Below are 13,623 nucleotides of genomic sequence, written 5' to 3'. Positions count from 1 at the left end.
GCGGGCGAGGCCGACGGCGTGCATGATCCGGAAGACGCCGCCGAGGTCGAGCGCGTTCTTCAGCTCCACGCCCAGGCCGAGCCTCGTCACGGCGCGGCCGAAGGCCCCGTCGGCCCATACGGCGCCGGCGTCGGCGAAGGCGGTGGCGGTGGTCGCGCCGAGGGAGACGACGCCGAAGAGCCGCGTCCGGAGGTCCGGGAGGAGCGGCACGCGGTACTCGACCGTCCCGAAGGCGACGCGGTTGCCGAGGACGAAGCGCCGGTAGCCGCGCACGCGCTCGGCCTCGCCGAGTGAGACGAACCCTATGCCGGGCGCCTCGAACTGAAGGAGATCCCACCGGGCCAATCCGATCACGTCTTGCGCCAGCGGCGTCCCCGTCTGTGCCTCGAAGCGGCCATAGACGAAGACGCGGTGCGCGCCGGGCGCGGGAAGGATGCCGAAGGCCGCCACGTCGCCCCGGAGGAAGCGTGCGTCCGCGCCGAGGAGCGGCAAGGCCGCCGTCAGCCGGAGGCGCACGCCTACGCCGTCGAGCGGGTGGACGACGTTGTGCCGGTACGGACGCCGGCGCTTCCGGACGAAGGTGAGACGGAGGTCGGCCTGCTCTCCGGCTTCGGGCCGGGGCAGGTCGTCGACGGTCCGTTCGAAATCTTCCGGGTTGAGTGGATCGATGGCGGCGAAACGGACGCGTGCACCGAGACTCGTGACGGTGTACGGCGCGTCGCCCCAGTCGAGCGGCCAGACCGCCGTGACGTCGCCGCCGGTGAACCGTTCGGCGAGGATCCCGTTGCCGTAATACCGCGCCGCGCCGGGGAAGCGGTAGAGGTTGAAGGCCAGCGACGGCGCGGCGGTGTTGTTGACGTACGAGCCGAGGAAGAAGCTCTCGCCGCCCGGGTCGGCGAGCGAGAGGTTGCCGAGGGCGAAGAGGGCGTGCTTGCCGAGGGGCTCCACCCACGCCGTGAAGCCTCCGATGCCCCAGTCGTCCGCGCGGTTGAAATACGGGAAAGCAAGCGAGGCGGCGTGCGTAAGGTTGGGGAACGAGCGATACGGGTATCGCTTCTCGATGAGGTCGGGGTTCGGCGCGGGGGCGGGCGGAACCTCGCGCGGCGGGCCAAGCATGGTCCACGCGGCGTACGCTTCGGGCACGAGGGGCGCGTGGTGCCCGGCGGTGCGCGCGGCGTCGATGCGGAAAGCGCGGTCGCGCTCCTTCGAGACGCCCACGCTGAGGGCGAGCGTCCCGTCCGGGTGCGTGGTGTCGGGCGGGAGCCAGTCGAAGGCCGTCGCGCCGGTGGCGACGAAGGTGACGCGCCGGGTAGAGCCGGCGGCGAGGTCGCGCACGAAGACGTTCGGCACGCCGTCGCGGAGGGAGGTGAAGGCGAGCCGCGTCCCGTCCGGGCTCCAGACGGGCCGCCGGTCGTCCGCCGTGCCGTCGGTGACAGGCATGACGCCGCCGGTGGTGAGGTCGAGCACGGCCACATCGCGCGTGCCGTCGGCGTCGAAGCGGGCGAAGGCGATCGTTTCTTCGGAGGGATGCCACCGGGCGGCGGCGAGCTGCACGTCGCCGGTGAAGTGCGTCAGCGGCGTCTCGGCGCCCGTGGCGAGGTCGAGGAGGAAAAGGTTCGCCGTGCCGCCTTCGGAGCCGATGAAGGCCAGCCGCCGCCCGTCCGGAGCGAAGGTGGGGGCGGTGGCGCGGCGGCTGTGGGTGAGCCGCCGCCGGTGCTTGCCGTCGGCGTCGACGAGGTAGAGGTCGTAGAGGAGCGAGCCGTGGCGTCCGCGCGTGCGGCGGGCATAGGCGAGGCGTCGTCCGTCCGGGCTCCACGCCACCGCGGCGACGTCCCCCTCGGCCGCCACATGGGCCTCGCCCGTCGCCCGGTCCACCACGTACAGCCGCCGCACCGGACGCTCCGTCGAAGCGAGCGCCACCACGGCCAGGCGCGTCGTGTCGGGACTGTACCGGAGGTCGAAAAAATACGTCCCCGGCAGTTCGAGCGGCGGCGCGCCGAGCGAGTCGGGCGTCTCCATGCGGGCGGCGAGGGCATTATAATAGACGTTCACGTGTCGTCGCCACCGGTCGTAAAAATCGCGGTACGACGCGCCCGTGACGGCCTCGAAGGCGCTGAAGAAATCGTGGACCTCGACGCGCCCGAGGAGCGCCTTCTTCCGATGGTGGAGCAGGCGGGTGAGCGTCGAATCGCCGTATTGTTCGGCGAAGAAGCGCACCTGGCTGTGCCCGACGGCGTAGAGGAGCCGCCCGTTCCACGCCGACAGTCCGTCTTCGTACGAGAGCCGGTCGTCGAGGACGGCGGTGCGAAGCCATCGGTCGCCGCGGAAGGCGTCCCATCGTTCGGTCTCATACTGCGCGAGGCCCTCCGTGAAGAAGCGCGGGAGCGGGTCGCCGAAAAGGAAGGCAAACGGGCCGATCTTTGTTCGTACGGCGCGGTAGTGGAAGAGGTGGGTCAACTCGTGCGCGATGACCTTCCGGAGCCACTTCTCGCGCCCCGTCCACATCTCGGCCACCTCGTTCACGTGCACCCAGATGTCCGTGTATCCGTTGCCCACGGGCGCGGCGAAGCCGTTGGCGATCTCGTCCTCGTCCGAGAGGTAGAGGCGGAGCTTCTCGTCGAACGACACGCCTAGGTTGTCCGCGAGCGTCCCGTACGCGGCCTCGGCGACGGCGGCGGCCTCCGTCTCGATGCCCGCAAGGTGGGCCGGATACATGATCTCGAAGTGCGCCGTCTCGGCCACGCGCCAGTCGAGTTCGGGGTGGTTGCGGCCGTTGAGGGTGTTGAAGCCCTGCCCGGCCGCCGTCGCTGCGAGCAAACCCAGCGTCGCCGTGAGCACGGCGCACCGCGCAGCGGCGAGAGGCACGGAAAGAGACGGGGCGCGCATGAGCGGAGCGGTTCGTTCGTCGGAGGCGGGGAAGGGGAACGCCGGATCGGGGCGCTCCGCGTCCCAAACGTCCCAGGCGTCGGGGCGTTTCGGCATCGGGGAGGGGCGCGGAAAAAAAAAGACCGCCGGCGTGTGCGCGCACACCGGCGGTCCTTCCCTCATCGGAAGCCAAACGGGGCGGCTACTTCAGAAGCATCATCTTCCGCGTCTGTCGCCGGCCGTTCCACGAGACGGTGTAATAGTACAGCCCGCTGCCGAGGCCGACGTCCGCCCGCCACGCGACGCGGTGCGCGCCTGCCGGCATGACCTCGTCGGCGAGCGTTGCGACCACCTGCCCGAGCACGTTGTAGACCTTCACGGTGACGCGCCCGGTCTCCGGAAGGGAGAAGGCGATGGTCGTCGTCGGGTTGAACGGGTTGGGATAGTTCGGCGCGACGGAGAACGCGCGGGGTGCAGGGGTGTCGGTAAGCATCGCCCGGTCGATCCGTTCCAAAGCGTTTTCCACGCGCCCGCTGTAGGCCACGTATTCCTCCTGCGGCACATACACGGCATAGCCGCGCGGCGGCGCGGAGACCCACACGCGCCCGTCGCTGTAGACCTGCGTCGTCGAGGAGCCGTCGAGGGCATTGACGAGCGTTTTGCCGGCCCAGTTCGTATAGCCGCTCGTCGGGGCGTTGTCCACCCACAGCCCCATCGTCTGCGTGTCGTCGTTGTTGAGGACGAGGATCGCGCCGGTCTTTGTGCCGTTGCCCTGCCTGCGGGCCACGTACACATCGAAGGCATCGCCGGAGGGCCAGGGATTGCCGACGTCGCTCAGGATGCTCGTGGCGCCGCCGAGGTAGGTTTTCCGCACGAAGGTCATCTTCTTGAGGTCGTCCTTGAGGCTCGCCGGAGCAGTCACCGTGACGTTCGGATCATGCGCGTCGACCTGCGTGACGCCGTAGAAGTGGGGGTAAAAGATGGTGGGGCGTCCTTCCGAAAAGAGGAGGTACGCGTACGCCATGTCCCAGTCCTTCGACACCCACTTGTCGGACTCCTTCCCCGTGTCGTGGTTATCGACGAAGGTGACGACCTCGGTGCCGGACATGCCCTGCCCTCGGATGAGTCCGGCGCTGTTCAGCCAGCGCATGTCCCAGCTGCCGTCGCCGTTGGCCATGTCTTTCAGGGTGAACTTGAGGGGGAAGTCGAACGCGTCGATGTCGGCGCCGAGGCCGTTGACGGTGTTGACCCAGTTTTTGATCGTGCCGCCCTCGCCCCAGTACTCGGCCACGGCGAAGCGCTGCGCGCCGTTTTTGAGCGGCATCGCCTTCACCCAGTCCGCGCCGAAGCTTTCCTGATAGCCGCGCACGAAGTCGAGGCGGTAGCCGTCGTATCCGACGGTGTTCGTCAGCCACACGCCCCAGTTCTGCAGGCGATCCTGCACGACGCTATAGTACGTGTTGAAGTCGTTGCCGAAGAACTTCGTGTTCGGGATCACCTCGTCGTTGCCCGGGAAGCCGAGCCAGTCGTTCGCATCGACGGGGTGGAAGTGGGTGTAGTTCCACGTATAGTTGGCTTCCCCCGAACCGGTGTGGTTCACGTACGTGACGCCCGTGTTCGTGCGCGCTTCGAGCGTCGTGGCGGCGAGGTTCTGGCCGTTGTGCCAGATCTCGAAGGGGTAGTAGCCGTTGGTCTGATCGGCCCATTCGAGCGTGCCGTTGACCTCGCGCCGGGCTTCGAGTTTGAGGATGACGTCCGCCGCCGAGGACAGCGTGATCTTGTACTCGTCCACGTCGCCGCACGCGTTGATGTGCGCCCACACGTGCTTACCCGAGCCGGGGAAGACGTTGTTTTGGCCGTTGCCGTCATTGGGCTCGCTTTCCCAGTTGACGCTCGTGTCATCGGCGGCCCCGGTCCAGTTGATGGTCAGATCATAGGCCCGCTCCGTGTAAGAGGCATTGCAGTCGAGGTAATATCCCTTGATCTTGACGTAGTAGTCTCCGGCGTCGGCGGCGGGGATGCGCCACTTGATCTCGTTCGTCGGATAGGGACTGTACTGGGTTCCGTTTCGGAAGGCTTCGTCGAAGACGTAGCCTTTCACGGCCGGGTTGGCTTCTTCCTCCGCGTCGCTCGTATAGATGTGGTTGAGGACGATGTCGGCGTAGACGTCGATGCCGTTGGCGTGCATCGCATTGACCATGTTGATCAACTCGGCCCGGCTGCCGAAGCGCGTCTCGACGGCGCCTTTCTGGTTGTAGTTGCCCAGGTCGTAGTGATCGAAGATGCCGTAGCCCATGTCGTAAATGCCGAAGTTCCCCTTCGAGGGGGCGGGCGTCCAGACGCCGGTGATGCCGGCCGCGCTCAGTTCGGCGGCCTGGCCGGCGAGCACGTCCCACCATGTGCCGTTGAGGTTGGCGGCGTCTACCGGCACGTCCCAGTAGAAAGCCTGCATCATGACGTCATCTTGCGCATGGCCCGGCGCAGGGGCCATCAGGAAGGAGAGCGTGACGAGCGCGGCGCTAAACCATCGTTTCATAGGGCATCCTCCGTAAAGATCAGGGTGTTCGGGAGATGCGCGTAAGAGGCGGATTTCGACGTAAGCGCTTCCGCGAAGAGGAGCCGACGCAGGAAAAGACAGCCCTCATAGCCTTTTACTCACGTGCTTTCGGTGAGAACATGCGGGTGAAAGCGCTTACACGAAAAGAGTACAAAAACCCTTGAACACATGCAAGACGCATCCGCCGGGAAATAAACGGGATGCGCCCCGACCTTCCCGCACGCCCTGTGCGGGGCGGGAGAGACCTTCCCAGCGCCGACGCCGGTTTGTCTCCATAAGGGCGCGATCGATGGGGAAGATGTTGTAACGAGAAAGTGCGAAACTTGTGAAAAGCGCCCATGCGCCACACAGGTGTGTTAGATCCGGAAATCTATCAAAACGTGGCAAATATTTGAGTATGGCTTGATAAGATAATTTAATACTAAATTGTCCTAATTGATTTTTGGAACGTTTGTGCCCGGTTGTGACATAAGTATGTGATTGGGGGAGAGCGGAGAAAATGATAAACTGCAAAGTTAGTAACGGGAGCATCCTTAGAGATTCTTTCCTCAGGCGTCCCTGAGCGCAAACGCGTGATTCGAAGAAGAAGCGATTGCCTGATAATCATGATGGATTCCACACCAAGTGCATCGCTGCCCTGAAAGGTGAATGTTTGGTAACGGTCGCGGCAGATCCTGTGGTTTCCCTTAATGATTCAGAGACGTTGACGATGGGGAGTATTACTGGAAATATGAGCAGTTCTTTTCCCGTTCGGGGCGTTTTTCCGGTTGCCTGAGGTCGAGGATGCCCGCCCGCGCGGGGGTTTAGCGTATCGCGCGTTCAAAAACATTGCCGGGCCCGTTCGTCATGCTGTGCGGCGAAGGGTCGGCTCCAGAGTCCATTTGCCACCTTCATAAAAGAGAACCCATGATGAACTACCCGAACCATTCTTTCAACCGGTATGCCCGGCGTCTGTCCGTGCCGGGTTTGGCCTTGAGTCTGTTGCTGTTGCTGGGCGGATGCGACAGCGCCTATCTGGACACCGAAGAGGAGCCGCAGGGACAGGAGCCGACGGCGGAAGCCTGCGGCGGCGAGGGCGTGCTCTGCACGGTCTCCGGAGTCGTCGGCGAAGCCGGGAGCAACCCGAACGGCATTCCGGCCATCGAAGCGCATCATTACTGGCCGATGGACGTCACCATCGGGCCGGGCGGCGTCACGTTCGTCGTAGACTGGAACAACCACTGCGTCTGGAAAATTGACTCGGACGGCATGCTTTACCGCTTCATCGGTGCGGGAAGCCTGGGCGACGATTCCACCGGCCCGGCGGATCAGATCGACCTCAACCACCCGACGAGCCTCACCATCGGCCCGGACGGCAACTATTATCTGGCTTCCTGGCATAACTGGAAGATCAAGCTCATCGACAAAACGAGCATGACGACCTCGGCGCCGGTGGGGACCATCCAGGGGTTTGCCGGTGACGGCGGCCCGGCCGCCCAGGCCAAAATGGACCTGCCCAGCAGCGTCGTCTTTGATCCGGAGGGCAACCTGTTCATCTCGGACCAGGGCAATCAGCGCATCCGCATGGTGGACGCGCAGGGGGTCATCACCACGTTTGCGGGAGGTGGGAAAGGATTCGCCGACGGTCCGAGAGAAAGCGCCATGTTCAGCGCGCCCGTCGGTCCGGACGCCAGCCCGGGCCTGAAGATCGCGTTCGATCCCGACTACACGGCCCTCTACGTGGCGGACACGGACAATAACCGCATCCGCAAGATCGATATGGCCACCGGCATGGTGACGACGATCGCGGGCACGGGCGAGGCAGGCTTCTCGGGCGACGGCGGCCCGGCCACGGCGGCGCAACTCAACGCGCCGACCGACCTGGTCTTCACGCATGACAACGAGATCTTCTTCGCCGACTCGAAGAACCACGCGGTTCGCAAGATCGACGCCGCGGGGAATATCTCGACGGTGGCGGGCACCGGCGTGGCGGGCGTCTCCCCGGACGGCACCCCGGCGGCGCAGGCGCAGCTCAATCGGCCGATGGGGTTGACGTATGATGAGGCCCATCATACCCTCTACATCGCCGACACGTTCAACCAGCAGGTCAAGCGCGTCGAACTGGATCACTAGACCTCATGGAAGGCAGGCGACCGGCATCGAAGGGCAGACCCGTGCCCTTCGACGTCGGTCGCCTGTGCTTTGTGGGGGCCGTTCGATGCCGGCTCGCAATCCTTTTCGGAGATCGCATATGAGAAGCCTGCGGACGCTCGTCGTGTGCCTGGCGCTGGCGGTCGGGCTCACGCACTGTGATTTCACGCCCGACTTCCGGGAATTCGACCCGCCCGAGCCGCCCGAGGAAGCCGACGCGACGGCGACCTGCGGGGGGGAAGGGGTGCTGTGCACGGTCGCGGGCAAGACTTCCGAGGCCGGGAACGCGGGCGACGGCGGCCCGGCCCGGGCGGCGCTCCTGAACCGACCCGTCGATGTGGCCATGGCGCCGCTGACGATGGCGCAGACCGGCGAGATCTACATCGTGGATGAGGAGAACCATTGCATCCGCAAAGTGGGGCCGGACGGCGTCATCACGCGGCTCATCGGCACCGGCTTCCCCGGCGACACCGCCGACGGCCCGGCCGATCAGATCGACCTCCGCCGACCCGCCGGCCTCGTGGTCGGTCCCGACGGCGACCTCTACGTCGCGTCGTGGGGCAACGACCGGGTGAAGGTCGTCGACGTGCGCACGCTCGTGGCGACGGCGCCGTACGGGGAGGCGCGAACGAAGTGGCCGAGCGGCCTCGCCTTCGACCCGGACGGAAACCTGTTCATCGCGGATCAGGGCAATCAGCGCATCCGAAAAGTGGACACGCAGGGCGTCGTCACCACGCTGGCGGGCGGCGAGCCGGGTTACTTCGACGGCCCGGCCGAAGAGGCGCGGTTCCACTTCCCCGACGGCGAGGACCCCATCCCCGGCGGGCGGATCTCGATGAACACCCACGACTGGGCGCTCTATATCGCCGACACGGAGAACCATCGCATCCGCCGGTACAACTTCTTCACCGGACAGATCACGACCGTCGCCGGGACGGGCGAGCCCGGATATTCCGGCGACGGCGGCAGCGCCCGACAGGCACAGTTGAACCGGCCCACCGACGTGATTTTCTCGGAAGATCATCGCGTGTACATCGCAGACACCGGCAACCACGTCATCCGAAAAATCGATGCCTTCGGGACGATCACGACCGTCGCCGGCGTCGGCGAGGCAGGCTTCTCCCCGGACGGCACGCCGGCGGCCGAAGCCATGCTCAAGGAGCCGATGGGCATTTTCTTCGACGAGGTGACGCGCACGCTCTACATCGCCGACACGGGCAATCATCAGGTGAGGCGCGTCTATGATCCGTACTGAACCGACGCAGAAAACAGGGCGCTTTCGACGCGCACGGGTCGCCTGCGCGGCGGCGCTCGGGCTCATCCTTTGCGGCGGCTTCTTCGTAGCCGACGCCGGGGCGCAGGCCTGGACGATGCCCTCGGGCGAGGCGTACGTGAAGGTGTTCTACGGGAAAGTCTCCGCCGCCGAACAGTTCACCTTCGACGGCCGCCGGACGGATTTTATCGACGGGATGCCGGGCGATACGTTTCGGGACCGCAGCCTGTACGTGTACGGCGAAGTCGGTCTTTCCGAAGGGCTGACGTTCGTCTTTTCGCTGCCGTACAAGCGGATTTTCATCCGGGATCAGGCCTTTCGTTTGCGGACGTATGCCTTCGGCACGGCGGAGTTGGGCGCGCGTGTGGCCCTCCTGCCGCTCTTCGGCGTAGGCCCTTCCCGGAACGCCCTCGCGGTAAACCTCGGCATCGGGCTGCCCACGGGATACACCCGAAACTATGCGCCGAGCGTCGATGCCGGACAGGTGAACCTTCAGGCGATGCTCAGCTACGGCCGGAGTTTTTATCCCTTCCCTGCCTATGCGCAGGTAGGCATCGGCTATCGCTTGCGTTCTACTCTATACGTCTTCTCCGGCGCGACGCCGTGCCGCGCCGGGCGGGACGTGAACTGCATCGCCGATCCCCGCCCGGATTACGGGGACGAACTGGTCTACCGGGTCGAGGCAGGCCTGACGCCGTTCGGGGGCGGGCTGTTGCTTCAGGCCCTCGCCGGCGGAAACTGGTCGTGGAAAGAGCCCGTCGTCGGATTTTCCGCGCTCAACCCGATCCCCACCCGGCAGCGTTTCGTCAAGGTCGGCGGCGGGGCGGCGGTGTATCCGTTTCGGCTGGCAGGCGTCGCGGCGCTGGCGTCGATGGGTGTGAGCGTGCAGTTTTTTTTCACGCCTTATGGCCGCAATGCCATCGCCGCGCGCGATCTCTTTGTCGGGCTGGAATACCGGCTTCGGTTCAACTGATGCACACCCGGCAACGCACGCGACCGGAGCCGTCACTTAACATTTTTATGCGGGAAATGAAAACGACGCGCCGCGTTTTTCTGGGGCAAATGGGCAGCCTGGCCGTCGGGTTGTCGCTGTTTCCGCTGGCCGGATGCGAGCGCAATGCTTTCGAGCCGGTCATCGAGGGCACGGACGTTCCTTTCCTGACGCCGAACGATGATTTCTTCCTTCAGTTCGGAGCGGAAGGGTCGGTGGCCGGATGGGAGGGCGCTCCGTCGCTGACGGGCGAGGGCTGGACGCTGTCCGTCGAGGGGCTCGTGGAGCGGCCTCTGAGCGTGCGACTGGCCGATCTTCAGGCCGAGACGCCGGTGTCGGTGCTCTCCACGCTTCGATGCATCATCAACAGCAACAGTGTGCCGGGGCTCATCGGAACGGCGGTGTGGACGGGCGTGCCGCTCCGGCTTTTCCTCGAACGCGCCGGCATCGACCGGCAACGCACCCGGCGGCTGCGTATCTTCGGGGCCGACGGCTTCACCAACAACCTTCCGATGCACAAGGTTTTCGGCGACGGCTCGGACGGTCTGCCGGAGCCTTTGCTGGTCTATGAGATGAACGGCCGGCTGCTGGCGCCCGGACACGGCGCGCCGGTGCGCCTGCTCGTGCCCGGGCACTACGGCTACAAGAGCGTCAAGTGGATCACCCGCATCGAAGCGACCGACGACGATGCGGTCTTCGGCTCGTATCAGACGGTGCTCGGCTATGCCGACGACGGCACGGTTCAGGTGACCAACGGGGTGACGAGCGTGCTGCGGGGCGCGCGCATCCCGGCGGGTCCGACGCGCGTCACCGGGTATGCGCTGAGCGGCGGGGCGGCCATCGAGCGGGTGGAGGTGGCCGTGGACGGCGCCGACTTCGCGCCGGCGCGGCTGCTCTCGCTTCGGGAAATCGCCGCGCTCGATCCCGGCATTCAGGGGGCGACGCAGGTCCTCGACGGCGTCCCGTATCCTTTCCGGGGCGTATGGGCGCCGTGGACGTATCGGTGGGAGGCTGCGCCGGGAGAACACCGCCTCCTCGTGCGCGCCACCGACGCCGCCGGCAACGTACAGCACAGCACCGACACCGATCCGGCGGACGGCGAAAACGCCATCTTCGAGGTGCTCGTCACCGTCTCCGAACCGGAACCGGCCGAACAATAACTCTCAGGCTTTCCACCACGCAAACCAACCACTGCGAAATCATATGCCCCATTCCTCCCTTCGACAGGCTGCCGGTCCGGTGCGGGTGCGCCGCGCGACCGGCTTGTTTTTAGGACTGATCCTCTGGTTCGCCGGGCCGACCGTCTCGCAAGGACAGGACTTCACCCGCATGAGCGAGCAAGAGCTCGAGGCGCGCGTCGCGGCGCTCTTCGGTCGGAGCTGTGCGCAGGCGGGCTGCCATGCCGCGCCCTTTCCGCAACAGGACATGGACCTGAGCGCCGAGCACTATTATGCCAGCACCGTGGGCGTGCCGAGCAAAGAGCAGCCCGAGATGCTCCGCGTCAAGCCCGGCGACCCGGAGAACAGCTACCTCATCCGGAAGGTCAAGGGCGATCCGTCGATCACCGGCACGCAGATGCCGCTCATCGGCGAAAAGCTTGCGCCGGAGGAGGTGCAGTTGCTCGAAGCCTGGGTGCGGAGCATCGGCGCGGTGGACGAGGCGCGGGTGGAAGCCGCCCCGCCGCCCGAACCGCTCCCCTTCGCCGGGTGGCGCGTCGTAAACGTGCCCACGACGCGGACCGTGCCCGCCGGCAGCGTGCTCTTCGGTATTCAGCACCGCTTCAACCCGCCGCTGAGCAGCGGCTACGACAGCTTCTATGGCCTCGACGGCAGCGGCATCATCCTGCTGAGCCTCGGCTATGCCTTCACCGACGATCTCTTCGTGACCCTGGGGCGGAGCAATGCCTCGGACGACGTCGAGCTCCAGGGGAAATACCGGCTGGCGAAGCAGGGCGCCCGGCCCTTCGAGGCGGCGGCGCTCACCACGCTCAACTGGATCTCGGAAGACGTGCCGGGGCAGGGGCGCTTCACGAGCGCGGCGTTCAAGTTTACCGGGCAGGTCATTCTCGCCCGAGAGGTGGCCCCGGGCATCGGCCTCGCCGTCGCGCCGGGCGTGACCATCAACCCCTCGCACGAATCGAACGCCGACGACGCCCTGCTGACCCTCGGCCTCGCCGGACGCTGGCGCTTTCACGGCAACCTCTCACTCATCGGCGAGTGGACGCCCATCCTCACGGGCTACATCCGCACGAGAACCTTTGGAAATGAAAACCGCTTCGACAGTTGGGGCGGCGGCCTCGAAATTGCCACCGCCGGCCACATCTTCCAGATCGTCGTGAGCAATTCGGTGGGCATCGCCACGGATCAGTATCTCAACGGCGGCGACCTCGACCTCCGAGACGGCGACATGCGCCTCGGGTTCAACATCTATCGCATCCTGAATTTCTGAACGCCCCCCTCGACGTTCCCATCGAACCCTTTCCTGAAAAAATACGACCCGACATGATCCCCAACCCTAAACGCCGGGCCTTCGGCAGTCTCCCCCTCGTGCTTGTGCTGATGCTTGCCGTCGCCGCCTGTGAGCATGCCGATCCCCTCACCGACGAGGAGCCGCCACCGTCCTCCGACGGCGTGAAGTTCTCCACCATCCAGTCCACCATTTTCAACACCAGTTGTGCGCTCTCCGGGTGCCACACCGGCTCGTTCCCGCCCCAGGGATTGGACCTGAGCGAGGGGCAGGCGTATGCGAACCTCGTGAACGTGAACAGCCAGGAGGAGCCGACCCTCAAGCGGATCGAGCCGGGCGACCCGGACCGGAGCTACCTTTTCCTCAAGATCACCGGCGCCGCCGGCATTCGCGGCGGGCGGATGCCGCTGGGTCGAGACCCGCTCTCGGATGCGCAAATCGATCTGATCCGGCAATGGATCGAGGAGGGAGCGCAGGAGAACTGAGCCGGGCGGTCGGTCGTGTGAGAGGAAGGGCTTGCGGCGCAGGCTCTTTTCCGGAGCGGCGTGCTTTCGAGGGTGTGTTCATTCGGGTGGAACACATATGACATGCAGTTGGCACCCGGGGGCTTTATTATGCCGGCAAGCAGGTTTCGATCACCCTTGCCCGGCAAAAAACGATGATTGCTTATAAAGAAAAAGCTTCCCCGGAGCGTCCGCGCCGCGTCGCTGAAGTCGCGCCTTCACACATGTTCGGCGTTGGCGGCCCACTCTATGACCCGCCCTACGAGACGCCGCTCGAAGACGAACTGGCGTGGCACCTCGTCAAATACCTCCACCGGTCGGTGCGGCTGCACAGTCAGGTCCGCGTGCCGACGCCGTGTGGGGTCTTCTGGGTAGACTTCGTGATCGAACATCGCGGGCGGCGCATCGCTCTCGAGTGCGGCGCGCTCGACGAGGACGTGGACGAGCGTCAGGAACGCTATCGCGATGCGCTCCTCATGGGCTCCGCCGTTTTTCAGACGCTCTATCGCTTTCGGGGGAAGGACCTCTTTGATCACATGGAGGACGTGCTCTTCATCCTTTCGCGGCTGCATCCGGAGCTTTTCACGGAGCGGGGGCGGATCAACCTCGAACGGCTGGCCTCGCCCGAGGCACGCGTGTGGGAACCGCCCCGTCGCGGCCCGGTGCTCACGCTCGCCTACGACGCCGCCACGGGCGCGAACGACGAAGCGTATGCGCCCATGCGCATCAAACGCCTCCGCCTCAAGTGCGCCACCGACTGGGTGCGCGACCACGACGCCGCCCTCGCCGAATACGGGGCCGCCGCTCCGCTCGCGAAGAGCGCATAGCCATCCCCCGG

General features: G+C 65.7%; 9 protein-coding genes. 7 read left to right on the top strand and 2 right to left on the bottom strand.

What is annotated here, in order from left to right:
* The coding region (locus AC1HIY_RS02060; RefSeq protein ID WP_479575037.1) for a TolB family protein at window positions 1-2,886 on the bottom strand (2,886 nt) is incomplete at its 3' end.
* Between the two features lie 181 nt (window positions 2,887-3,067).
* Entirely contained in the window at window positions 3,068-5,401 is a 2,334-nt protein-coding gene (locus AC1HIY_RS02055; protein ID WP_479575036.1) for a T9SS type A sorting domain-containing protein, read from the bottom strand.
* 927 nt (window positions 5,402-6,328) lie between these two features.
* On the opposite strand from AC1HIY_RS02055, the gene AC1HIY_RS02050 reads away from it, so the two are divergent.
* The 7 genes from AC1HIY_RS02050 (at window position 6,329) to AC1HIY_RS02020 (ending at window position 13,612) form a co-directional block, all read left to right on the top strand.
* The gene (locus tag AC1HIY_RS02050) at window positions 6,329-7,534 is read left to right on the top strand and encodes an NHL domain-containing protein (RefSeq protein WP_479575035.1); all 1,206 of its coding nucleotides are present in this window, start codon (window positions 6,329-6,331) and stop codon (window positions 7,532-7,534) included.
* Between the two features lie 118 nt (window positions 7,535-7,652).
* Window positions 7,653-8,807: an NHL domain-containing protein gene (locus AC1HIY_RS02045; RefSeq protein ID WP_479575034.1), complete on the top strand. Its 1,155-nt coding sequence runs from the start codon at window positions 7,653-7,655 to the stop codon at window positions 8,805-8,807.
* On the top strand, window positions 8,794-9,798 hold the full coding sequence (locus tag AC1HIY_RS02040; protein WP_479575033.1) for a hypothetical protein: 1,005 nt from the start codon (window positions 8,794-8,796) through the stop codon (window positions 9,796-9,798). Before AC1HIY_RS02045 ends, AC1HIY_RS02040 begins: the two co-directional genes overlap by 14 nt.
* Before the next feature lie 47 nt (window positions 9,799-9,845).
* Window positions 9,846-10,976, top strand: coding sequence for a molybdopterin-dependent oxidoreductase (locus tag AC1HIY_RS02035; RefSeq protein WP_479575032.1), 1,131 nt, complete (start codon window positions 9,846-9,848; stop codon window positions 10,974-10,976).
* Window positions 10,977-11,019: 43 nt separating this feature from the next.
* A complete protein-coding gene (locus tag AC1HIY_RS02030) occupies window positions 11,020-12,264 on the top strand; it encodes a DUF5777 family beta-barrel protein (protein WP_479575031.1) in 1,245 nt (414 codons plus the stop codon).
* Window positions 12,265-12,317: 53 nt separating this feature from the next.
* On the top strand, window positions 12,318-12,767 hold the full coding sequence (locus AC1HIY_RS02025; RefSeq protein ID WP_479575030.1) for a c-type cytochrome: 450 nt from the start codon (window positions 12,318-12,320) through the stop codon (window positions 12,765-12,767).
* Between the two features lie 173 nt (window positions 12,768-12,940).
* Window positions 12,941-13,612: a hypothetical protein gene (locus tag AC1HIY_RS02020; RefSeq protein WP_479575029.1), complete on the top strand. Its 672-nt coding sequence runs from the start codon at window positions 12,941-12,943 to the stop codon at window positions 13,610-13,612.
* Window positions 13,613-13,623 lie beyond the last annotated feature (11 nt).

The sequence above is a fragment of the Rhodocaloribacter sp. genome (assembly GCF_056451265.1).
This window is presented reverse-complemented; position numbering and strand designations above follow the sequence as displayed.

Coding starts and splice junctions, on each gene's coding strand:
- AC1HIY_RS02025 (WP_479575030.1), top strand. CDS start 12,318: ATGATCCCCAACCCTAAACGCCGGGCCTTCGGCAGTCTCCCCCTCGTG.
- AC1HIY_RS02040 (WP_479575033.1), top strand. CDS start 8,794: ATGATCCGTACTGAACCGACGCAGAAAACAGGGCGCTTTCGACGCGCA.
- AC1HIY_RS02045 (WP_479575034.1), top strand. CDS start 7,653: ATGAGAAGCCTGCGGACGCTCGTCGTGTGCCTGGCGCTGGCGGTCGGG.
- AC1HIY_RS02030 (WP_479575031.1), top strand. CDS start 11,020: ATGCCCCATTCCTCCCTTCGACAGGCTGCCGGTCCGGTGCGGGTGCGC.
- AC1HIY_RS02055 (WP_479575036.1), bottom strand. CDS start 5,401: ATGAAACGATGGTTTAGCGCCGCGCTCGTCACGCTCTCCTTCCTGATG.
- AC1HIY_RS02035 (WP_479575032.1), top strand. CDS start 9,846: ATGCGGGAAATGAAAACGACGCGCCGCGTTTTTCTGGGGCAAATGGGC.
- AC1HIY_RS02020 (WP_479575029.1), top strand. CDS start 12,941: ATGATTGCTTATAAAGAAAAAGCTTCCCCGGAGCGTCCGCGCCGCGTC.
- AC1HIY_RS02050 (WP_479575035.1), top strand. CDS start 6,329: ATGATGAACTACCCGAACCATTCTTTCAACCGGTATGCCCGGCGTCTG.